22 protein-coding genes are annotated in these 19,147 nt (G+C 69.3%); 10 read left to right on the top strand and 12 right to left on the bottom strand.

The genetic code is table 11. The features are described 5' to 3' along the window. Positions 1-15: 15 nt before the first annotated feature. From T336_RS0108570 to T336_RS0108555, 4 genes are all read right to left on the bottom strand, one after another. Positions 16-465: an ExbD/TolR family protein gene (locus T336_RS0108570; RefSeq protein ID WP_026432227.1), complete on the bottom strand. Its 450-nt coding sequence runs from the start codon at positions 463-465 to the stop codon at positions 16-18. A 28-nt stretch (positions 466-493) separates the two neighbouring features. After that, a complete protein-coding gene (locus T336_RS0108565) occupies positions 494-1,162 on the bottom strand; it encodes a MotA/TolQ/ExbB proton channel family protein (protein WP_019703776.1) in 669 nt (222 codons plus the stop codon). 88 nt (positions 1,163-1,250) lie between these two features. Beyond that, positions 1,251-2,105: a 4-hydroxy-tetrahydrodipicolinate reductase gene (dapB, locus tag T336_RS0108560; protein WP_026432226.1), complete on the bottom strand. Its 855-nt coding sequence runs from the start codon at positions 2,103-2,105 to the stop codon at positions 1,251-1,253. Between the two features lie 44 nt (positions 2,106-2,149). After that, the gene (locus tag T336_RS0108555; protein ID WP_013596822.1) at positions 2,150-2,707 is read right to left on the bottom strand and encodes an outer membrane protein assembly factor BamE; all 558 of its coding nucleotides are present in this window, start codon (positions 2,705-2,707) and stop codon (positions 2,150-2,152) included. A gap of 91 nt (positions 2,708-2,798) precedes the next feature. On the opposite strand from T336_RS0108555, the gene fur reads away from it, so the two are divergent. Then, positions 2,799-3,236 carry a ferric iron uptake transcriptional regulator gene (fur, locus tag T336_RS0108550; RefSeq protein WP_013596823.1) on the top strand — a complete coding sequence of 146 codons (438 nt, stop codon included), beginning with the start codon at positions 2,799-2,801 and terminating at the stop codon, positions 3,234-3,236. Positions 3,237-3,292: 56 nt separating this feature from the next. Here the strand turns inward: fur and hprK are convergent, their stop codons facing one another. From hprK to hpf, 3 genes are all read right to left on the bottom strand, one after another. Continuing rightward, entirely contained in the window at positions 3,293-4,249 is a 957-nt protein-coding gene (gene hprK / locus T336_RS0108545; protein WP_013596824.1) for an HPr(Ser) kinase/phosphatase, read from the bottom strand. A gap of 34 nt (positions 4,250-4,283) precedes the next feature. Further along, positions 4,284-4,754, bottom strand: coding sequence for a PTS sugar transporter subunit IIA (locus tag T336_RS0108540; protein ID WP_013596825.1), 471 nt, complete (start codon positions 4,752-4,754; stop codon positions 4,284-4,286). A 165-nt stretch (positions 4,755-4,919) separates the two neighbouring features. Beyond that, positions 4,920-5,252: a ribosome hibernation-promoting factor, HPF/YfiA family gene (hpf, locus tag T336_RS0108535; RefSeq protein WP_013596826.1), complete on the bottom strand. Its 333-nt coding sequence runs from the start codon at positions 5,250-5,252 to the stop codon at positions 4,920-4,922. Positions 5,253-5,542: 290 nt separating this feature from the next. On the opposite strand from hpf, the gene T336_RS0108530 reads away from it, so the two are divergent. Next, on the top strand, positions 5,543-6,469 hold the full coding sequence (locus T336_RS0108530) for a phosphoribosylaminoimidazolesuccinocarboxamide synthase (RefSeq protein ID WP_019703778.1): 927 nt from the start codon (positions 5,543-5,545) through the stop codon (positions 6,467-6,469). Between the two features lie 31 nt (positions 6,470-6,500). Here the strand turns inward: T336_RS0108530 and T336_RS0108525 are convergent, their stop codons facing one another. Both T336_RS0108525 and trxA read right to left on the bottom strand, forming a co-directional pair. Further along, positions 6,501-7,355, bottom strand: a complete 855-nt coding sequence (locus tag T336_RS0108525; RefSeq protein WP_026432225.1) for an META domain-containing protein — start codon at positions 7,353-7,355, stop codon at positions 6,501-6,503. Between the two features lie 10 nt (positions 7,356-7,365). Continuing rightward, on the bottom strand, positions 7,366-8,274 hold the full coding sequence (gene trxA, locus T336_RS0108520) for a thioredoxin (protein WP_026432224.1): 909 nt from the start codon (positions 8,272-8,274) through the stop codon (positions 7,366-7,368). Between the two features lie 83 nt (positions 8,275-8,357). On the opposite strand from trxA, the gene purE reads away from it, so the two are divergent. The 4 genes from purE (at position 8,358) to T336_RS0108500 (ending at position 12,099) form a co-directional block, all read left to right on the top strand. Further along, a complete protein-coding gene (purE, locus tag T336_RS0108515; protein ID WP_026432223.1) occupies positions 8,358-8,855 on the top strand; it encodes a 5-(carboxyamino)imidazole ribonucleotide mutase in 498 nt (165 codons plus the stop codon). Continuing rightward, positions 8,852-10,045, top strand: coding sequence for a 5-(carboxyamino)imidazole ribonucleotide synthase (locus T336_RS0108510; protein ID WP_026432222.1), 1,194 nt, complete (start codon positions 8,852-8,854; stop codon positions 10,043-10,045). Before purE ends, T336_RS0108510 begins: the two co-directional genes overlap by 4 nt. Next, on the top strand, positions 10,042-11,052 hold the full coding sequence (locus T336_RS0108505) for an L-threonylcarbamoyladenylate synthase (RefSeq protein WP_019703783.1): 1,011 nt from the start codon (positions 10,042-10,044) through the stop codon (positions 11,050-11,052). The genes T336_RS0108510 and T336_RS0108505 overlap by 4 nt, the downstream gene beginning before the upstream one ends. A gap of 96 nt (positions 11,053-11,148) precedes the next feature. Beyond that, positions 11,149-12,099 (top strand): SGNH/GDSL hydrolase family protein, encoded by a 951-nt coding sequence (locus T336_RS0108500; RefSeq protein WP_019703784.1) that lies wholly within the window; start codon positions 11,149-11,151, stop codon positions 12,097-12,099. 63 nt (positions 12,100-12,162) lie between these two features. Here T336_RS0108500 and T336_RS0108495 read toward each other — a convergent pair whose 3' ends face one another. The 3 genes from T336_RS0108495 to dacB all read right to left on the bottom strand — a co-directional run bounded on the left by T336_RS0108495 (position 12,163) and on the right by dacB (position 15,674). After that, positions 12,163-12,855 (bottom strand): OmpW/AlkL family protein, encoded by a 693-nt coding sequence (locus T336_RS0108495; protein WP_035225489.1) that lies wholly within the window; start codon positions 12,853-12,855, stop codon positions 12,163-12,165. Positions 12,856-12,875: 20 nt separating this feature from the next. Next, positions 12,876-13,970 carry an SGNH/GDSL hydrolase family protein gene (locus T336_RS0108490; protein WP_209435951.1) on the bottom strand — a complete coding sequence of 365 codons (1,095 nt, stop codon included), beginning with the start codon at positions 13,968-13,970 and terminating at the stop codon, positions 12,876-12,878. Positions 13,971-14,213: 243 nt separating this feature from the next. Next, positions 14,214-15,674, bottom strand: a complete 1,461-nt coding sequence (dacB, locus tag T336_RS0108485) for a D-alanyl-D-alanine carboxypeptidase/D-alanyl-D-alanine endopeptidase (RefSeq protein ID WP_026432219.1) — start codon at positions 15,672-15,674, stop codon at positions 14,214-14,216. A 201-nt stretch (positions 15,675-15,875) separates the two neighbouring features. Between dacB and tsaB the strand changes: the two genes are divergently transcribed. The 4 genes from tsaB to corA all read left to right on the top strand — a co-directional run bounded on the left by tsaB (position 15,876) and on the right by corA (position 19,105). Beyond that, positions 15,876-16,658, top strand: a complete 783-nt coding sequence (tsaB, locus tag T336_RS0108480; RefSeq protein WP_026432218.1) for a tRNA (adenosine(37)-N6)-threonylcarbamoyltransferase complex dimerization subunit type 1 TsaB — start codon at positions 15,876-15,878, stop codon at positions 16,656-16,658. Beyond that, on the top strand, positions 16,655-17,128 hold the full coding sequence (rimI, locus tag T336_RS0108475) for a ribosomal protein S18-alanine N-acetyltransferase (protein WP_019703789.1): 474 nt from the start codon (positions 16,655-16,657) through the stop codon (positions 17,126-17,128). The genes tsaB and rimI overlap by 4 nt, the downstream gene beginning before the upstream one ends. Continuing rightward, positions 17,125-17,922 carry a uracil-DNA glycosylase family protein gene (locus tag T336_RS0108470; protein WP_026432217.1) on the top strand — a complete coding sequence of 266 codons (798 nt, stop codon included), beginning with the start codon at positions 17,125-17,127 and terminating at the stop codon, positions 17,920-17,922. Before rimI ends, T336_RS0108470 begins: the two co-directional genes overlap by 4 nt. A 196-nt stretch (positions 17,923-18,118) precedes the next feature. Continuing rightward, entirely contained in the window at positions 18,119-19,105 is a 987-nt protein-coding gene (corA, locus tag T336_RS0108465) for a magnesium/cobalt transporter CorA (RefSeq protein WP_013596840.1), read from the top strand. Positions 19,106-19,147: the final 42 nt, after the last annotated feature.

Genomic DNA, 19,147 nt, shown 5'->3' with positions numbered 1-19,147 from the left:
GCCCCGGCAGGCGGCTCAGGGGCGCGCGGCGGCGGCCGGGGCCGGCGGGGCGGCCCCGGGCTCGGCCACGAATCCGATGCGGTGCAGACCTGCGGCGTGGGCGGCGCCCATCACCTCGACCACCCGGCCATACGGCACGCCGGCATCGGCACGCAACTGCACCTCGGCTTGCGGATGCGCCTGCGCCACGCCGTGCAGCCGCTCGGCCAGGGCGGCGCCATCCACGGGCACGCCGCCGACGAAGACCTGGCCTGCGGCATCGATCGCGACTTCGACCGAATCGCCGGCGGCGCCCTGCGTGGTGCCCTCTGCCCGCGGCAGGTCGAGCCGGATGGCACTGGCCAGCAGCGGCGCGGCCAGGATGAAGATGACCACGAGCACCAGCATGACGTCCACCAGGGGCGTCATGTTGATGTCGCTCATCGGCTTGGGGGCGGATGTGCGTTCGAGGCGGCCGAATGCCATGTGTCGCGTGCGGGCTGGAGGCGGCAGGTCAATCGCCGCGGTACGGCGGTTCGTCCAGGAGCAGTTCGCGCAGGTCGAGGGCGAAGCCTTCGAGGTCGGCTTCCACGCGGCCGATCCACCGCCCGAACAGGTTGTAGGCCAGCACGGCAGGAATGGCCACTGCCAGGCCCGCCGCCGTCATCACCAGCGCCTCGCCGACCGGACCGGCGACGCGATCGATCGATACCGCCCCGCCCCCGGCCAGCGCCGTGAGCGCATGGTAGATGCCCCAGACCGTGCCGAGCAGGCCGACGAAAGGCGCCGTGGAGCCCACGGTGGCCAGCAGCACCTGCCCGAACTGCAGGCGCGCCAGGACCCGGTGAAGCGCATCGCGCAGGACACGCGTGAGCTGCTGGGCGCGCTGTCCGCTCGCGGCGAGCGAGCCGGCCTGGGCGTTGTCCGCCAAGCCGGCGGCAGCGTCCACCAGCGGCCGTACCAGGCCGTCCGGATCGGCCGGCACCAGACGCTGGCGCGCCGATTCCAGCGTGGGCGAACGCCAGAACTCCGCGGTGCACCGCTCCACGCCGGCCACGGCGCGCCGCAGCAGGCGCGCCTTCCAGAGGATGACCACCCAGCTTGCAATGGACATGGCCAGTAGCAGCAGTGCCGAGATGCGGGTGACCATGTCCCCCTGATGCCACCAGTGCCACGCGTTCATGGATACCCCACCAAGAGAAAGGAGAAGGGCTGGAAGGACGGGCGGGCGGAACTGCCGTTACCGGGCCGACCGTGCCGGTGGAAGGCGATCAGCCGTGCAGGCCGAGCACGTCGAACATGTCGAACAGGCCCGTGCGGTGCGCCGCCAGGAAGCGGGCCGCGCGCAGGCTGCCCTGGGCATAGCCCGAGCGGCTGGAGGACTTGTGGGAGATCTCGATGCGCTCGCCCGTGCCGGCGAACAGCACCGTATGGTCGCCCACGATGTCGCCGCCGCGCACCGCGGCGAAGCCGATGGTGGACGGATCGCGCTCGCCGGTCAGGCCTTCGCGGCCGTACACGGCACAGTCCTTGAGGTCGCGGCCCAGGGCCTGGGCAATGACCTCGCCCATCTTGAGCGCCGTGCCGGAGGGGGCATCCACCTTGTGGCGGTGGTGGGCCTCGATGATCTCGATGTCGTAGCCCGTGGACAGCGCCCGGGCCGCCATCTCCAGCAGCTTGAAGGTGACGTTCACGCCCACGCTCATGTTGGGCGCCATGACGATGGCGGTGCGTTGCGCGAAGGTTTCGATCTCGGCCTTCTGGGCGTCGGTGAAGCCGGTGGTTCCGATCACGGCCTTGACGCCATGCTCCGCGCATGCCGCCAGATGGGCCAGCGTGCCTTCCGGCCGGGTGAAATCGATCAGCACGTCGCAGCCGGCCAGGCCTTCGTTCAGGTCGGCCGTGATGGCCACGCCGCTGGCATGGCCCAGGAAGGCCGCGGCATCGGTGCCCAGGGCCGGGCTGCCCGGCACGTCCAGGGCACCCGCGAGGACCAGTTCGTCGCCGCTGCCGCGCAGCGCCTCGATCAGCATGCGGCCCATGCGGCCGGACGCCCCCGCGATGGCGACGCGTATCGGCGCCGGAGTGCCGGAGGAAGACGGGGTCGAAGCAGCGGATACGGTCATTGCGCGCGGAGGAAGGGTTCGAAGGGGCGGCTTTCGCCAGCCGCTCAGCGGGTGGTGGATTCGAGCGGAGGGTAGCTCGACGGCGGAGGCGGCACCGCGGAATCGGCCGGCTCCGGCAGCGTGGCGGTGGCGGCCTTGGGGTACTTGGCGAGCTGCTCCGGCGTGGCCTCGAGCTGCGGCACCTTGGGCTTGGTCTTGCGCGACGTGCCGAGCGTGGCGACGAATTCGGCCTCGGTGGGCATCTCGTCGCCCTCGACGCGCTCGAAGGCGTCGTTCTTGAAGAACACCGTCAGCTTGCGGGACTGGGCCTCGACCCCGGGCCGCTTGAGGGTGAAGACGTAGTCCCAGCGGTCGGCATGGAACAGGCTGGTCACCAGGGGCGTGCCGAGGATTTCCTTCACCTGCTGGCGCGACATGCCGGGCTGCAGCGCCTCGACCTGCTCGCGGGAGACGAAATTGCCCTGCACCACCTCGACCTTGTAGGGCGTGATCATGCTCGCGATGCGGTTGCTGGCGCTATCGAAGCTGCCGCAGGCCGAAAGGCCCGTGCCGAGCAACAGGATCAGGCCCATGCGGGCGCTGCGATGGGCGTGGACGGACATGGAAATAGGCATAGACGATATGATCGGACCATTGTAGCGGCTGGTCTTCCAGGCCTTGGCGCGCGCCCCTGGCACACCGAAGGACCCTGTCATGACGAACATCGACGAACTCAAGAGCACCGGGCTCAAGGCCACCCTGCCCCGCCTGAAGATCCTCGAGATCTTCCAGAAGGGCGCCCAGCGCCACATGACGGCCGAAGACGTGTTCCGCGTGCTGCTGGACGAGCGCTCCGACATCGGCCTGGCCACCGTCTATCGCGTGCTCACCCAGTTCGAGCAGGCGGGCATCCTGATCCGCAGCAATTTCGAGAGCGGCAAGGCGGTGTACGAGCTGAACGAAGGCCAGCACCACGACCACTTCATCTGCATGGTCTGCGGCAAGGTCGAGGAATTCTTCGATCCCGAGATCGAGAAACGCCAGCAGCTCGTGGCCAAGGCCAAGGGCTGGGTGGTGCAGGACCACTCCATGGCTCTCTATGGCCAGTGCGCCACCTGCGCGGCGAAGGCATCGTCCGGCTCCGGCCGCTGACCACCTGCATCGGCCACCGCCCCGCTTCGTGCCGGGCGGGCGGGCGGCGGCCTCCCTCAGGATCCGTCCCGCTGTTCCATGGCGCGCCGGTGGCGCTCTACGAATTCCTGGTAGGTATCGATGCCGCGCAGGTTGAGGATGGTGTTGCGCACCGCCGCCTCCACCAGCACGGCGATGTTGCGCCCCGCCACGACCTGGATCACCACCTTGAGCACGGGCACGCCCAGCACGTCCTGGGTGAGGGGCTCGTAGGGCAGGCGTTCGTACTCGCGCTCCAGCGTTTCCTTGCGCACGAGATGCACGATCAGGCGCAGGCGCATCTTCCGGCGCACCGCCGTCTCGCCGAAGATGGCCCGGATGTCCAGCAGGCCGATGCCGCGCACTTCCAGCAGGTTCTGCAGCAGGTCGGGACATTTGCCCTCGATGGTGGTCTGGTTGATGCGGAAGAAATCCACCGCGTCGTCCGCGACCAGCCCGTTGCCCCGGGAGATGAGCTCCAGCCCTAGCTCGCTCTTGCCCAGGCCGGACTCGCCCGTGATGAGCACGCCCAGCCCCAGGATGTCCATGAACACGCCGTGCATGGTGATCCGGTCGGCGAAGTGCTTGGACAGGTAGGCCCGGAGCACGTCGATGACGAAGGCCGACGATTCGTGCGTGGCGAACATCGGGATCTGCGCGCGCTCGCACATCGACAGCAACGCATCGGGCGCCATCTGGCTGTCGGCCAGCACGAGCACCGGCGGCTCCAGCGTGACGATGCGCGCGATGCGGCGCTTGCAGTCCTCGGGCGTGGCGTTGACGAGGTAGGCGATCTCGCGTTCGCCCAGTATCTGCACCCGGTAGGGATGGATGTAGTTCAGGTAGCCGACCAGATCGGCACCGGAGCGGGCGGACCGCACGGCGACCTCGTCGAAACGGCGCTCGGAGGCTCCGAGGCCGGCCACCCACTCCCACTTCAATGCAGAGCGGAAGGCCTCGAAGAGGACATCGGCGCTGACGACGTTGGGTTTCACGTGTTGCGCACCGTTGCAGCGGTGAAGGATGGGGTCACGCGGTGGCCTGTGCGGATTGCCAGCCGGCGATGAGACCGTGGAGCTCGGCCGCGTCGGTGGAGGCCTTGATGCGCTCGCGCAGCGGGCCGTCGCTCAGCAGCTCCGCGATCTCCGAAAGGATTTCGAGGTGCTTCTGCGTGGCGGCCTCCGGCACGAGCAGGAAGATGAGCAGGCCCACGGGCTGCTCGTCGGGTGCGTCGAAGCCGATGGGATGCGCCAGCTGGAAAACGGCCGCCATGGGGGCCTTCAGCCCCTTGATGCGTCCGTGGGGAATCGCAACACCGTGGCCCAGCCCGGTCGAACCCAGGCGCTCCCGGGCAAAGAGACTGTCGGTGATGAGTGCGCGAGAGAGGCCGTGCTGGCTCTCGAACAACAGCCCCGCCTCCTCGAAAGCACGCTTTTTGCTGGTGGCATCGACGCTCACGAGCACTTGAGCGGCCGGCAATATGGAAGCTAGACGGTTCATGGTGAAGGGTTGCGATTGCGATTATGCACCCCTTAGCATAAACCCTGAGCCCCCGAAAAGGGGCATGAAAAAGCCGCCTTTGTGGCGGCTTTGCGGGAGATACCGGGGGTGAAGGCCGGTCAATCCCGCCGAGTGGAATCCTTGACGTTCAATTCGTGTTCGCGGTCACGCCGGCTGTGCCCGCTTGATGGCGCAATGGTGGTCCTGCAGGCGGTCCTTGTGGCGCACGACCTGCCGGTCGAGCTTGTCCACCAGTTCATCCACCGCAGCGTAGAGGTCGGAGTGCGAACTCTCGGCGAACAGGTCGTTGCCCTTGACATGCACATTGCATTCAGCGCGCTGGCGCTTCTCCTTCTCCTTCTGCTTTTCGACGGTGAGAAGCACCTTCACGTCAACCACCTGGTCGAAGTGCCGGCTGATCCGGTCCAGCTTGCCCGTCACATAGCTGCGCAGGGCGGGGGTGACCTCAAGGTGGTGGCCGCTGATCGTCAGATTCATAAACAAGTCTCCTTGGCACGTTGAAGTAAACGCCGTCGCCTCGGCGACCGAGGTGGCGGCTCGACGGAAGGGAGCTCATGCATGCGCTGTCGAATCCACTATGCGCGCCACTGCCGGGAAATGCAATCCTGACCGCGGCACGGCCGGGGATACTGCTGTTACAGGTGACCGGGCTGCGGGACGGGCGCACAATGCACAGGCTGTACGGCAGGGCGCGCCCTAGAATCCGGGCAGTCCCGGCGCGCTTCTCGGCACGGGGCCGGATTACCGCTTGCAACCCTTTTCACACCATGACCCTGCCCAGCCCCTCCGCCCTGCATACCTCGTCCCTGGCCTCGCTGCCGCTGCTCGCACGCGGCAAGGTCCGCGACAACTACGCCGTGGGTGATGACCGGATCCTCATGGTGGCGAGCGACCGGATCTCGGCCTTCGACGTCATCATGGGCGAGCCGATCCCGGGCAAGGGCGAACTGCTGACGAAGATGGCGCTGTTCTGGTTCGACAAACTCGGCCATCTCTGCCCCAACCACCTGACGGGCGAAGCGCCGGAAAGCGTGGTGTCGTCCGAAGAAGCCGCGCAGGTGCGCGGCCGTTCCATGCTCGTGCAGCGGCTGCGCCCGATTCCCGTCGAGGCCGTGGTGCGCGGCTATCTCGCGGGCAGCGGCTGGAAGGAGTACCAGGCCAGCCGCTCGGTCTGCGGCGTGCAGTTGCCCGACGGGCTGACGAACGCTTCCCGCCTGCCGCAGCCCATCTACACGCCCGCCGCCAAGGCAGCCGTGGGCGAGCATGACGAGAACATCACCTTCGAGCGCACCGTGGAGATGGTGGGCATCGACCTGGCCACGAAGATCCGCGACACGAGCATTGCGCTGTACGAGGCCGCGGCCGCGATCGCCCTCGAAAAGGGCATGATCATTGCCGACACCAAGTTCGAGTTCGGCCTGGCTCCCGACGGCACTCTGGTGCTGATGGACGAGGTGCTCACCCCCGACAGCTCGCGCTACTGGCCCGTGGAAGGCTATGAGGCGGCCCTGGCCGCCGGGGAGAATCCGCCCAGCTACGACAAGCAGTTCGTGCGCGACTGGCTGGAGCAGGCCCAGGTGAACGGCGCCCCGTGGAACAAGTCCGCGCCCGCGCCGCGCCTGCCCCGCGAGGTGATTGAGAAGACGGCCGCGAAGTACCGCGAGGCCCTGGAGCGCCTGACCGGCGGTCAGTGACTGAGCCGGCTGCGTCCGCGTGCCCGCTGCGTCACTTCAGGCGCAGTTCGGGAGCCTCGAAGCGCAGCAGGATCTTTTCCTTGCCCGGCCCGCCCTCCCGGGCGAGCACGAGCTGCCGCCCCTCGATGCGGTAATGCTCCGCGGCGCGCAGCGCCTCCAGGTACAGCCCTTCGGCCAGCCCGGTATCGAAGCACAGCCGCAACCCCGAATCGATGGAACCGACGCGCAGCTCGGCTCCGGACATCTCGTAGGCGGCGATGAAGGGATTGCAGCCGCCGGATCCCGTGATCCGCCCTTCCTGTGGCTGCACAACCAGATGCGCCTGCGGCCGGCCGGCAGGGGCGGGCGGGACCGCCATTCCGTCCACTTCCGTGAGCTTCCAGTAGGTTTGCGCGAGCGGTACCGCGGCCTGTTCGGTACCAGCGTTGCGCGGCAGCGGCTGCAGCAGCACGTCCACGTGGCGGTAGGCGGGATCGCGCTGCAGCGGATTCACCCCTTCACTCGCCATCCAGGCAATGCCGTTCACCGAGACCATGGCACGGACGACGTACCGCCGGTCGGGCACCACCTGCGCGGAGCGGTAGGGAATGCGCAGCGTCACCGGCAGCCGCTCGAACTCTTCCAGGGTCTGGCGCCCGACGATGACAGGCGGTGCATCCGCATCGGTCACGTCCAGGACGTCCACCTCGAACACACCACCCGACGGGATGAAGATGCGCTGCCGGGCATAGGCAAGCCCCGTCACCACGGCATCGGGCGGCGGGGGCAGGATGCCGCAGCCCGTGGCGCACATCGCCAGCACGGCCATCGCGAGCCAACCCGCGCGGCGGGAATGCCGCCACATTCCGGCGCGGCGGTCATCGAGTGCGCGCGCGGTGCGCGCCATGCCCGTCACATCAGCTCAGCACCACGCTGGAGAGGCGGCGCCGGTAGGTGGCCACGACCGGATCCTCCGGGGGGATCTGCCCTTCTGCGACCTTCACGCGGGGGGGCTCGATGATCTCGAGGACGGCGACGTAGGTCTTGCGCGCAGCCTCGTCGTTCCAGGCCTTGTCGCGCATGAGGATTTCCAGCAGTTCGTCCATGGCGTCCGTCCAGCGCTGCCGGGCGATGAGCCACCGGGCGCGTTCGAAGCGCGCGTCGAAGTCCCGCTTGTTGGCGCTGATCCTCTGCGCGAAAGCGGCTTCCGCGGCGGCGGCGTCCGGGGCGCCTTCGGCGGCGTCGATCGCGTCCATCCACACCTTGAGCGCGCCGAGCCGGCGCGAGCCGGCGGCCTTGGCGATGACGGGCGCGAAGGCGACCTTGGCGTCGTCCACGCGTCCGAGCTGCAGCAGCAGCTTCACGTAGTCGAAGCGCGCGTCGTCGTTCGCGGGGTCGGTGGCGACGGCATGCTGGAGCTTTTCGAGGGCAGTGTCGGTGTCGCCATCCTCGAGCGCCTCCTGGGCGGCCTCTTCCTCGGCCTCGGCCAGCAGTTCATCGGCGCTGGGCACGTGCTTGTCGAGGAAGGCGCGGACCTGTCCCTCGGGCTGCGCGCCCATGAAACCGTCCACGGGCTGGCCGTTCATCACCAGCACGCAGGTGGGAATGCTGCGGATGCCGAACATGCCGGCGATCTGCTGCTCCTGGTCGGAATCGATCTTCACGAGCTTGAAACGGCCCGCGTACTCGGTTTCCAGCTTCTCGAGGATGGGGCCGAGCGACTTGCAGGGGCCGCACCATGGGGCCCAGAAGTCCACCAGGACGGGCACTTCCATCGAGGCGGCGATGACCTCGGCTTCGAAATTCTCTACGGTGACGTCGATCATTGTGTGCAGCAGGCGGGGCGCGCCAAAAGTAAAATCCCGGGTTCCACTCAGGCGGGTGCGCGCGGCGCGCAGCCCCACTCCACATGAAACCCATCCAGATCGGCGTGGTCATGGGCTCCAGCAGCGACTGGGAGACCATGCAACACGCAGTGCAGATTCTCCAGCAATTCGACATCGCCCACGAAGCACGCGTGGTCTCGGCACACCGGATGCCCGACGACATGTTCGCCTATGCCGAGTCGGCGGCGCAGCGTGGCCTGAAGGCGATCATCGCCGGCGCGGGGGGCGCGGCCCACCTGCCGGGCATGCTGGCGGCCAAGACCACCGTGCCCGTGCTGGGCGTGCCGGTGGCCAGCCGGCACCTGCAGGGCGTCGATTCGCTGCACAGCATCGTGCAGATGCCCAAGGGGATTCCGGTGGCCACCTTCGCGATCGGCACGGCCGGCGCCGCCAACGCGGCGCTTTTCGCCGTCGCCCTGCTGGCCAGCGAGAACCCGGCCCTGCGCGAGCGGCTGGAGGCATTCCGCCAGGAGCAGACCGCGGCGGCCCGCGCGATGGCGCTTCCGACCGAAGCGGCATGACGATGCCCGGCTCCACGCAGCACCCCATCCTTCCCGGCGCCACCCTCGGCGTGCTGGGCGGCGGCCAGCTGGGCCGCATGTTCGCGCATGCCGCCCAGGCCATGGGCTACTTCACGGCGGTCCTGGACCCCGACGCCGAAAGCCCTGCCGGCCGCATCAGCCACCACCACATCCGGACGGCCTACGAGGATCCGGACGGACTGGCGCGCCTGGCCGCCCTGTCGGATGCCGTCACCACGGAGTTCGAGAACGTGCCCGCGCAGGCGCTGCGCATGCTCGGTGCCGAGCGTCCCGTGGCGCCCGCGGCCGACGCCGTGGCGATTGCCCAGGACCGCGCGCGGGAGAAGGCGCATTTCGTGCAGTGCGGCGTGCCGTGCGCGCCCTACGCCGTGATTGAGACGCAGGGGCAGCTGGAAGACGTCCCTGCGGCGCTCCTGCCGGGCATCCTCAAGACCGCGCGCCTCGGCTACGACGGCAAGGGCCAGGCCAGGGTGGCCACCCGCGAGGAGCTCGCATCCGCGTGGGAAGCAATGGGCCGAGTACCCTGCGTGCTGGAAAAGCGCCTGCCGCTGGCCTTCGAGTGCTCGGTGATCGTGGCGCGCGGCCATGACGGCGCGTGTGTCCACCTGCCGGTGCAGCGCAACCTGCACCGCGACGGCATCCTGGCGGTGACCGAAGTGCATGCAGGCAACGTGCCGGAGCCGGTCGCACGGCAGGCCGTCGCGGCGGCCCGGTCCGTCGCTGAGGAGCTGGGCTACACGGGCGTGCTGTGCGTGGAATTCTTCGTCCTCGAAGACGGCTCCCTGGTGGTCAACGAGATCGCGCCGCGCCCCCACAACAGCGGCCACTACAGCCAGAACGCCTGCGATGTATCGCAATTCGAGCTGCAGGTGCGCGCCATGGCCCGGCTGCCATTGGTGCCGCCGCGCCAGCACAGCGCCGCCGTGATGCTGAACCTGCTGGGCGACCTCTGGTTCGCCCGCGGGGCGGCGGCCAGCACGCCCGACTGGGCCGCCGTGCTGGCACTGCCGGGCACGCACCTGCACCTGTACGGCAAGGCCGAGGCCAAGCCGGGCCGCAAGATGGGCCACCTGAACGTCACCGCGCCCACCGCTGAAGCCGCGCGCGCCACGGCGCTGCAGGCAGCCGCGCTGCTGGGCATCGCCGCGTTCCGAGGCCCGCCGACATGATCCTCGACGGCCGGCTCCCCTCCTCCATCGATGCGGCAGCCCGGGCGCTGCGGGCCGGCAAACTGCTGGGCCTGCCCACGGAGACCGTGTACGGACTGGCAGCGGATGCCGCCAGCGATGCGGCCGTGGCGCAGATTTTCGAAGCCAAGGGCCGCCCGAGCGATCATCCGCTGATCGTCCACGTGGCGGGACCCGAAGGCATACCGCACTTCGCCGCGTCCGTTCCGGCCTTCGCCGAGGCCCTGGTGCGGGCCTTCTGGCCCGGGCCCCTGACATTGATTCTTCCGCGCCTGCCGGACAGGGCCGCCGCGGCGGCCGGCGGCCAGGACAGCGTGGGCCTGCGCTGCCCGGCGCACCCGGTGGCTCAGGCCGTGCTCAAGGCCTGCGCATCGGACGACCCGGCCCTGGGCGGCCAGCCGGTGCATGGCGTGGCGGCGCCCAGCGCCAACCGCTTCGGCCGGGTGAGCCCCACCACCGCGCAGCATGTACAAGGCGAGTTCGGGGACGGCTTGCTGGTCCTCGACGGAGGACCGTGCACGGTGGGCATCGAATCGACCATCATCGACTGCACGCGCGGCGTGCCGGTGCTGCTGCGCCCGGGAGCGATCACCCGCGCCGAGATCGCCGCGGCCTGCGGACTCGCGCCCCTCTCGAAGGAAGAGCTGCCGTCGCACACGCCCCGGGCATCCGGCACGCTGGAAGCGCACTACGCGCCCAGCGCCAAGGTACGGCTCATGGACGCCAAGGCCCTGCGGGCCGGGCTGGAGCTGCTCGGTGCCGACGCGCGCCACCTGGCGGTGTACGCGCGCGCCCCTCTTCGCTCGCCATCGTCCGAAGTGGTGCTGCGCCGCATGCCGGAAGACGCCGCGGCCGCGGCCCAGGAACTTTTCGCGGCCCTGCGGGACTTCGATGACGCGGGTGTGAAACTCATCTGGGTGGAAACACCGCCGGAGACACCGGACTGGGAAGGCGTGCGGGACCGCCTGCAGCGGGCTGCCGCCGCCTGAACCGCATTCACCGCGACGCCTCGGCGACACGCCCGGTTGCAAAGCCTTACAGCGCCAGTCGTTACACTCTTGCTCAATTTTTCTGGAGAACAACATATGGCAGCAAATTGGATGCGCCGCTCCTTCCTGATCGCAGCCTGTGCATCGGCGGCGCTCGTGGCAGCCTGCGGTTCCAGCACCACGGAGTCGGCGCTCTCGCCCGATCGCATCATCACCTTCGGCGATGCCTTCACCGACGTCGGCCAGAACGGTGCCCTCTATACCGTGAACGACAGCTCCACCAACAACTGGACGCTGCAGATCGCCAACAATTACGGAGGCACGCTCAGGCCCTCCTCGGCGGGCGGCACGGCCTATGCCCAGGGCAACGCCCGGGTGACGGCCTCCACCGATGCCGCGGGTGGCTCGGCGCCTTCCATCACCCAGCAGATCACCACGTTCCTGGCATCCAATACGCTGGGCGACAGCAACCTCGTGCTCATGAACGGCGGCATCAGCGACCTCGTCGCCGGCATGACGGCCGTGAATGCCGGCACGATGACGAATGACCAGTTCCTCACGGCAGCGGCCACCGCCGGCAGCGATCTGGCCGCCCAGGTGCGCCGCCTGTCGAACGCCGGCGCCAAGCATGTCGTGGTGATCGGCACCTACGACCTCGGCAAGAGCCCCTGGGCCGTGGCTCTGGGCCAGCAGAGCCTGCTGAGCACCGCGAGCACGCGGTTCAACCAGTCCCTGCTCGTGAACATCGAGGACCTGGGCAAGACCGTGCTCTACGTGGACCTGGAGTACTACGGCAACCTGTTCACCGGCTCCCCGAGCGGATACAACTTCACCAACACCGACACCCCCGTGTGCACATCGGTCGCCTCGGGCAACGACATCGGCATCGGCACGGGCCAGGTGAGCTCCCTGCGCTGCAATGCGTCCACCCTGGTGAGCGGCGCGGACCAGAACCGCTACGTGTTCGCCGACAGCATCTACATGACGCCGTCCGCCCACCGCCAGTTCGGCACCTACGCCTACGACCGCCTGCGCGCCCGCTGGTGATTGGGGCGCCAAGGAAAAAGCCGACCCGAGGGTCGGCTTTTTCATGCACCATCGATTCGCGGTTCAGAACCGGTAGCCGATGCCCACGGCGAAGACGTTGGGATTCAGGCGGATGTCGATGGTCTGGCCGCTGGACAGGTGCGTCTTGGTCTTCAGGAAGCTCTTGTAGTAGGCCGCATCGACGAACCACTTGTCGTTGATGTTCCAGACGAAGCCGATCTGCGGCGTGATGCCCCACTTGTCGTCGATGGAGGCCGTGGTGGGGTTGGCAGGCGTGCCGCCCGTGAGGCCGTTCAGCGTGGCGGTGGTGCGTTCCTTGAAGAACTTGGCATAGGTCACGCCCAGCCCCACGTAGGGGCGGAAAGCGGACTTCGCCTCGCCGAAGCGGTACTGCGCGAACACGGTGGCGGGAAGCACCTTGGTCTCGCCGACCTTGCCCACGCCGTCGATCGCCCCGGCACCCCGGAATTCATGCTTGAACGGCATGCCGAACGGCACGTCCACCGCCCAGTTGTCGGTCACCATGTAATTGATGCCGCCCGTGAACGCGGTGTCCGAGCCCACGTCCACCTGGGTGTTGGGGAAGGCGGGAGCGGACAGGTTGCCGCTCTTGACCTGGGGCGAGATGTGCGTGGCACCCAGGCGCACGCTCCAGGTGCCCGCGACCTGCGCGGACGCACCGGAGCAGGCGAGCAGCGCCAGTGCGCCGGCGGCCAGCGCGGCAGAGGAACGGCGGGATGAGGGGAATCGAGCCATGGCGAATACTCCTGTCCGCTTCAGAGCCAGCCCGCCTGGGCGAGCGAACGTGCCACCAGCTGACCGATCAGCTGATGTCCGTAGGGGGTGGGATGGAAGCTGTCGGCGAAGCCGTAGCTCTTCCACCAGTCGGCGCCGCCGGTGGCACCCGCAGGCGGGGTGGTGGCCGAGAGGGCGGCCGCGGTGCAGGTGGGGAAGTCGTAGTCCGGCAGGCCGTCGTCGTCCGTGCCCGTGACGGGGCACACCGGGGTGGTGACGTTGGTCAACTGGTACTGCGCGGGATTGACGGCCTGGTCCTTGAAGTTGCTGTAGAAGTCCACCACCGTCACGCGGCTGTCGCCGCTCAGCGAGGCGCCGAGCTTGGCGTTGAATGCGTGCACCCAGCCGTCGAACACGGCGGCAGCCTGGGTGGCCGCGGCGGAGCCATTGGCAGCCGAGATGCCGGCCAGCACGAAGCGGAAGCGCGGCGTGAGCGTAACGCCCGGCGCATTGAGCACGGCGACCCGCTTGGCGCCCTTGTCCAGGACGTTGGAGCGGATGGTGGCCGCGAACTGCGTGGCCACTGCCTGCATGTACAGGCCGCCCGCCTGGGCGAGCCCGGCGGCGCCGCCCGCGAAGGCGCTGGAAACGGTGGCGGCATCAAGCTGCGTGAGCAGCAGCGTGCGGTAGGCGGCGCCACCGTCACGGGACACGCGCAGGTACGCGCCGATGATGTCCGCGGCGTCATTGCCGCCGCCGTCGATCAGGACGAGGTCGCCATCGGAAAACCCGGCCGAGCCGGCATCCTTGATCTGCTGGAGGATCGAGGTGGGCGCATTGGGCGCCGTGGCGTTGTTGATGCGGCCTCCGGCCACCGCATAGTTGGTGCAGCTGGCGCTGGTGTTGAAGGTGGTGCCGTTGAAGAGGTAGTGGGCACACAGCGTCTGGTTGTAGTTGGACGCGACGCGGTCGGGCCAGATCTGCGAGGAACCTGCACCCGTGGCTGCCGAGCCCTGCACGGTGAACTTGAAGCCGAAGGTGCCGCTGTCGGCCAGGCTGTCGCCCATGACCTTCACGGACGTCACCCGGGCCGCCGGCGTGGTGTCGGAACCGCCGCCGCCACAGGCCGCGAGCATGCATGCGGCGGCCACCACGGACCAGGACGCTCTGTTGTAGATGGTTTTAGAGATCACGTTTGCTCCGTCTGGATTGGAAAAAAAGCACGATCGTGCACTTTGCCGGAACCCATGGTAATCCCGCGCCCCCCACCTGGAGGGCAGGGGAACTACCAATACCGCCGCGCGTAACCGAAGAGGTCGGGCTCGACAATAGGGATGTTATCGCGTTCCACACTGCGGATTTAAGTTTCTTTGGTGCGTTCAGCGTTCCGATGCGGCCCAGTCCACCAGCGCCTCCATGGCCGGGCGGGCCGCCGCGGCGTTGGGATGGTTGGCCAGCGCCACGACCACGTAGCGTCGCCCCCCTGCTCCATGCACGATGCCCGCGAGCGCGGAGGCGTCGCGCAGCGTGCCGGTCTTGATGTGTGCGGCATGGGCAGCACGGCCCATCGCGGAGCGACGCAGGGTGCCGTCCGTTCCAGCGATGGGCAGGGAAGACAGCAGTTCCGGCATGACCGGCGAGGCCCATGCGGCCTGCAGCATGCGCGCGAGCGACGCTGCGCTCACGCGCGCTTCGCGGCTCAGGCCGGCGCCGTTGTCCAGCACGGGCGGTTCGGCCCCCGGCACGCGCTGGCGCCACCACTGGGCCACCGCGTTGCGCGCGCCGTCGAAGGTGGCCGTGCCGTTCTTCTGCAGCGCGATGGTCAGGAAGAGCTGCTGCGTCATCACGTTGTTGCTGTATTTGTTGATGGCACGCACCGTTTCGGCCAGGGGCGGGGACGACACGGTGAACGATGGCGCGAGCCCCGCCGGCACCCGCCCCTCCCGCACGCCGCCGGTGAGCTTGCCGCCCAGTTCGCGCCACATGCCTTCCACGGCACGGGCCGCGAAGCCCTGTGGTTCGGGCGGCGCCACGGACCAGACGCGCTCGCCACAGGCCGCAGGGAACACACCCTGGAAGGCGACGCCGCCCGCGGCATCGCCTGCCACCGCCTCCGGCCGCAGCGCCGCGCGCCAGTCGCCGCACTCCGTGCCCGGCGCCGCGAGCGGCACCGTGGAGGGCCAGGGCGCGCCGGCCATCGGCGGCTCGGCCACCACGCGCGCCAGCCCGGCCGCCACGTCGGGCACGAAGGTCAGCGTGACGGATTTGAAGTTGACCAGCAGCGCATCCGGCGAGGCGTTGTAGGGGCGCAGCGGCTCGCCGTCGAACAGCCCGGCGTCATGGCTCGGCAGGTCGAAGGCGGAGCGATCGAGCACGATGTCGCCGACGATGACCTGCACGCCCTGTGCCTGCAGGCGCCGCAGCATCAGCCAGAGCCGCTCCATCACCAGTTGCGGGTCGCCCACGCCCTTGATGTACACATTGCCGCGCAAGCTGCCGCCCTGCGGCCTGGCGTCCAGATAGACCGGGGTGTCCCAGGTGTAGGCCGGCCCCAGCAGTTCCAGCGCGGCGTAGGTGGTGACGAGCTTCATCACCGATGCCGGATTCATGGGCTCCTGCGCACGCCAGGACAGGCGTGGCGGCTGGCGGCCGTCGGCATCGGCCACCACGAAGGCAACGGCATCGGCGGGCACCCTGGCGCGCTGCAGGGCGGCCTCCACCGCGGCCGGCAGCGCGGTATCGGCCGCTCGGACCGCTGCTGCGGGACGCCCGGCGGCGGACTGAGGGGCTTTCTGCGGCTGGGCGAGCGCCGGAAGCGCAAAAATGCTCCAGCAGGCCATGCAGGCCCCCAGGGCCAGCAGGCGGCCCCGGAGAGCAGAGGAAGGTCGGCGGGGCGGAGAGAGGGTCTGTGCAGGCATGGTCAGGAAGTCTAGCGATCCCCCTGGCGGCCCCTCGCCCGGGGCGCAGCGCGGATAATCCCCCTCTTGCACGCTCCACCCGCCCGGCACCGCTGCCGCGGGTCCGCAGCCCCCCATCGCACCATGCACCTGCTCGCCTTCGACACCAGCACCGACACCCTGTCCATCGCCGTCCAGCGGACGGCGGCGGACGGTGGGCCGGCGCGCCTCTGGCAGCGCAGCGCCCCGGGCGGCGCCCATGCGTCGGCCGGCCTGCTGCCGGCGATCCGGGAGCTGCTGTCGGAGGCCGGACTGTCGTTCGACACGCTGGACGCCATCGTTTTCGGCCGCGGGCCCGGTTCCTTCACCGGATTGCGCACGGCCTGCGCCGTGGCCCAGGGCCTGGCATTCGGCGCCCGTGGCGGCGCGGGCGTGCCGGTGCTGCCGGTGGACACCCTGCTCGCGGTGGCCGAAGAAGCCCGCGCCGCCCACGGCTGCACGCAGGTGGTGGCAGTGCTCGACGCGCGGATGGACGAGGTCTATGCGGCACGCTACACATGGCATGCGCGAGGAGGATGGCAGGGAACGGACGGCGACGCCTTCGGCCTCTGCGCCCCGGAGGCCGTGCAGGTGCCGGAAGGCCATGCCGTGGCCGGCAATGCCCGCGCCGCCTACGGAGAGCGCCTCGCGCCCGGAACACCCGTCTCGGCGCATGTGGCCGCGCTGCCCACGGCCGCAGCCCTGTTGCGCCTGGCGCCCGGGCTGCTGGCCGCCGGCCAGGCGGTGCCGGCTGCGGGCGCGCTGCCGCGCTACGTCCGCGACAAGGTGGCGCAAACCACGGCCGAGCGAGCCGCTGCCCGCGAAGCGGCATCCGTTGCCGGCAACCCCTCCAGCGCCCCGGGCGCTAGCGCATCCCCGCAGCCATGAGCGCCCATCTCCCTGACCCGGACGAAGTCCGCTTCGAACCGCTCACGCCCGGACGCCTGGACGCGTTGCTGGAGATCGAGCGGCAGGCCTATTCGCACCCCTGGACGCGCGGCAATTTCACGGACGCACTGGCCGCAGGCTACGAAGCGCCCCTGCTGGTGGCCGGCAACGGGGAGCTGATCGGCTATTTCGTGGCCATGCGCGGCGTGGACGAAGTCCACCTGCTCAACCTCACCGTCGCGCCCGTCCACCAGCGCCAGGGCTGGGCACGCGTGCTGCTCGACGCGCTCGTGCTCTGGGCGCGTGGCCAGCGGGCCCAGTGGCTCTGGCTGGAAGTGCGCGTGAGCAACCAGCGCGCCCGCGACATTTACCTGGCCCACGGTTTCCGCACCGTGGGGGAACGCAAGCGCTACTACCCCGCGGCGGACGGGGGGCGCGAAGACGCCATCGTGATGAGCCGACCCCTATGAGCCTCGACCTCGACGCCCGCCAGCGCGCCATGCTGGCCGAAATGGGCATCACCGTATGGGCGCCTTCCCCCGTGGCACCCGCTGCGGTAGAGGCAGCTCCGGCTGCGCAGCCGGCCGCACCGGTCCGCGCAGCCGCAGTCCAGGCCGCGCCTGCTGCCGGGGATGCAGACGTCCGGCAGGCACCCACGCCAGCCGCGCCGCGGCCCGCTGCCCCCGCGACGCATCCCCCGGCAGCGCCCGCCGCCGGGGCGCGCATGCCGGAGGCCACCGGGCCCGTGCTGCGGCTCCATGCGCCGCTGCCCCTCTATCCGCAGGCAGACCCCGCCGCCACGCCCGCCGAACTCGGCAGCGGCTGGCTCGTGGTCGGCGAAAGCCTGTCGCCGGAGGCCCCGCTGTCCGGGGACACCGGCAAGCTGCTGGACAACATGCTGCGCGCGATGCGGCTGCACCGCCATCCGCGCACGCATTTTTCCGCCGTGGAACGGGCCGCCCCCGGGCCGGTGGACGGTCCGGAAGATGCCGCGGCGGCGCTGCAGGCCGCCATCGCCACGCTGCGGCCGGCGATGGTGCTGGTGCTGGGCCTGCCGGCCGCCCGCGCCGTGCTGGGCAGCCGCGAGCCGCTCGGCCGGCTGCGCGCCACGGCGCACCAGCTGCCGGACGGCACGCCCGCCGTCGTCACCTACGACCCGGCCTATCTGCTGCGCGCGCCCGAAGCCAAGGCCGCCGCCTGGGCCGACCTGTGCCGGGCGCTCGCCCACGTGCGGGCGGCATCGTCTCCCGCGGCCCCGATCTGACACACGGCCGTCACACGGCCACTCTTGCGCAATGCGATAATTCGCAGCTTGCTTTTTGGAGAAAGCTCCGTGGAAACCTACCCCAGTCGGTAGCTTTCAACTCCCGGCACGCCCAGGGCCTTCGGGGGGTTGAAAGCACCTCCCCCGCACCCCTTCGCCAACGGCGCCGCAGCGCCAACCCACCGGGAACGAGCCCATGCTCAACATCTTCACGCTCGCCAACGGCCGACTCGTCCAGGAAGAGATCGAATCCCTGGAAGACCTCGCACGCTTCCAGCCGATCTGGGTGGACCTGGAATCGCCCACGCTCGAGGAAAAGCGCTGGATCAAGCAGCACTACGGGCTGCAGATCCCCGCGGACGCGATGGACGAGGACATCGAGGAATCCGCCCGCTTCTACGAGGAAGACAACGGCGAGCTGCACATCCGCAGCGACTTCCTGATCGACGACGAGGACAACCCGCGCTCGGTGCGCGTGGCCTTCATCCTCAACCTGGTCAACGACACGCTCAAGAGCAAGGGCGTGCTGTTTTCCATCCACGACGAGGACCTGCCCGTCTTCCGGCTGCTGCGCATGCGCGCGCGCCGGGCCCCGGGCCTGATCGAGGATGCCAAGGAAGTGCTGCTCAAGCTGTTCGACCTGGACGCGGAATACTCCGCCGACACGCTCGAGGGCATCTACGACGAGTTGAAGGAAGTGAGCACCCAGGTGCTGGCGGGCGACGTGACGGATGCGCGCGCCGGCGAGGTGCTGGCCGCCATCGCCCGCCAGGAGGACCTGAACGGCCGCATCCGCCGCAACGTGATGGACACGCGCCGCGCCGTGAGCTTCATGATGCGCAGCAAGATGCTGAACGCCGAGCAGTTCGAGGACGCGCGGCAGATCCTGCGCGACATCGAGTCGCTGGACAACCACACGGCGTTCCTCTTCGACAAGATCAACTTCCTGATGGACGCCACGGTCGGCTTCATCAACATCAACCAGAACAAGATCATCAAGATCTTCTCGGTGGCGAGCGTCGCGCTGCTGCCGCCCACGCTCATCGCGAGCGTGTACGGGATGAACTTCCAGTTCATGCCGGAGCTGCAGTGGAGCTACGGCTACGCCTACGGCATCGCGCTGATGGTGGCGAGCGCGGTGGGGCCCATGTGGTACTTCCGCAAGCGCGGCTGGTTGAAGTGAATCCCCCCTGAGGCGCTGCGCGCCTTCCCCCCAGGGGGACGA

Source organism: Paracidovorax oryzae ATCC 19882 (assembly GCF_000687165.1).
Lineage (GTDB): Bacteria > Pseudomonadota > Gammaproteobacteria > Burkholderiales > Burkholderiaceae_C > Paracidovorax > Paracidovorax oryzae.
The sequence above is the reverse complement of the archived record's forward strand: the minus strand, read 5'-3'. Positions and strand labels throughout refer to the sequence as shown.

Excerpts from the sequence above, each read along its gene's own strand:
- rimI (WP_019703789.1), top strand. The coding sequence starts at position 16,655 with ATGAGCGCCCATCTCCCTGACCCGGACGAAGTCCGCTTCGAACCGCTC.
- T336_RS0108470 (WP_026432217.1), top strand. The coding sequence starts at position 17,125 with ATGAGCCTCGACCTCGACGCCCGCCAGCGCGCCATGCTGGCCGAAATG.
- T336_RS0108570 (WP_026432227.1), bottom strand. The coding sequence starts at position 465 with ATGGCATTCGGCCGCCTCGAACGCACATCCGCCCCCAAGCCGATGAGC.
- dapB (WP_026432226.1), bottom strand. The coding sequence starts at position 2,105 with ATGACCGTATCCGCTGCTTCGACCCCGTCTTCCTCCGGCACTCCGGCG.
- T336_RS0108530 (WP_019703778.1), top strand. The coding sequence starts at position 5,543 with ATGACCCTGCCCAGCCCCTCCGCCCTGCATACCTCGTCCCTGGCCTCG.
- fur (WP_013596823.1), top strand. The coding sequence starts at position 2,799 with ATGACGAACATCGACGAACTCAAGAGCACCGGGCTCAAGGCCACCCTG.
- dacB (WP_026432219.1), bottom strand. The coding sequence starts at position 15,674 with ATGGCCTGCTGGAGCATTTTTGCGCTTCCGGCGCTCGCCCAGCCGCAG.
- corA (WP_013596840.1), top strand. The coding sequence starts at position 18,119 with ATGCTCAACATCTTCACGCTCGCCAACGGCCGACTCGTCCAGGAAGAG.
- T336_RS0108525 (WP_026432225.1), bottom strand. The coding sequence starts at position 7,355 with ATGGCGCGCACCGCGCGCGCACTCGATGACCGCCGCGCCGGAATGTGG.
- T336_RS0108565 (WP_019703776.1), bottom strand. The coding sequence starts at position 1,162 with ATGAACGCGTGGCACTGGTGGCATCAGGGGGACATGGTCACCCGCATC.
- T336_RS0108495 (WP_035225489.1), bottom strand. The coding sequence starts at position 12,855 with ATGGCTCGATTCCCCTCATCCCGCCGTTCCTCTGCCGCGCTGGCCGCC.
- T336_RS0108555 (WP_013596822.1), bottom strand. The coding sequence starts at position 2,707 with ATGTCCGTCCACGCCCATCGCAGCGCCCGCATGGGCCTGATCCTGTTG.
- tsaB (WP_026432218.1), top strand. The coding sequence starts at position 15,876 with ATGCACCTGCTCGCCTTCGACACCAGCACCGACACCCTGTCCATCGCC.
- T336_RS0108510 (WP_026432222.1), top strand. The coding sequence starts at position 8,852 with ATGACGATGCCCGGCTCCACGCAGCACCCCATCCTTCCCGGCGCCACC.
- T336_RS0108540 (WP_013596825.1), bottom strand. The coding sequence starts at position 4,754 with ATGAACCGTCTAGCTTCCATATTGCCGGCCGCTCAAGTGCTCGTGAGC.
- hpf (WP_013596826.1), bottom strand. The coding sequence starts at position 5,252 with ATGAATCTGACGATCAGCGGCCACCACCTTGAGGTCACCCCCGCCCTG.
- trxA (WP_026432224.1), bottom strand. The coding sequence starts at position 8,274 with ATGATCGACGTCACCGTAGAGAATTTCGAAGCCGAGGTCATCGCCGCC.
- T336_RS0108500 (WP_019703784.1), top strand. The coding sequence starts at position 11,149 with ATGGCAGCAAATTGGATGCGCCGCTCCTTCCTGATCGCAGCCTGTGCA.
- T336_RS0108505 (WP_019703783.1), top strand. The coding sequence starts at position 10,042 with ATGATCCTCGACGGCCGGCTCCCCTCCTCCATCGATGCGGCAGCCCGG.
- purE (WP_026432223.1), top strand. The coding sequence starts at position 8,358 with ATGAAACCCATCCAGATCGGCGTGGTCATGGGCTCCAGCAGCGACTGG.
- T336_RS0108490 (WP_209435951.1), bottom strand. The coding sequence starts at position 13,970 with ATGCTCGCGGCCTGTGGCGGCGGCGGTTCCGACACCACGCCGGCGGCC.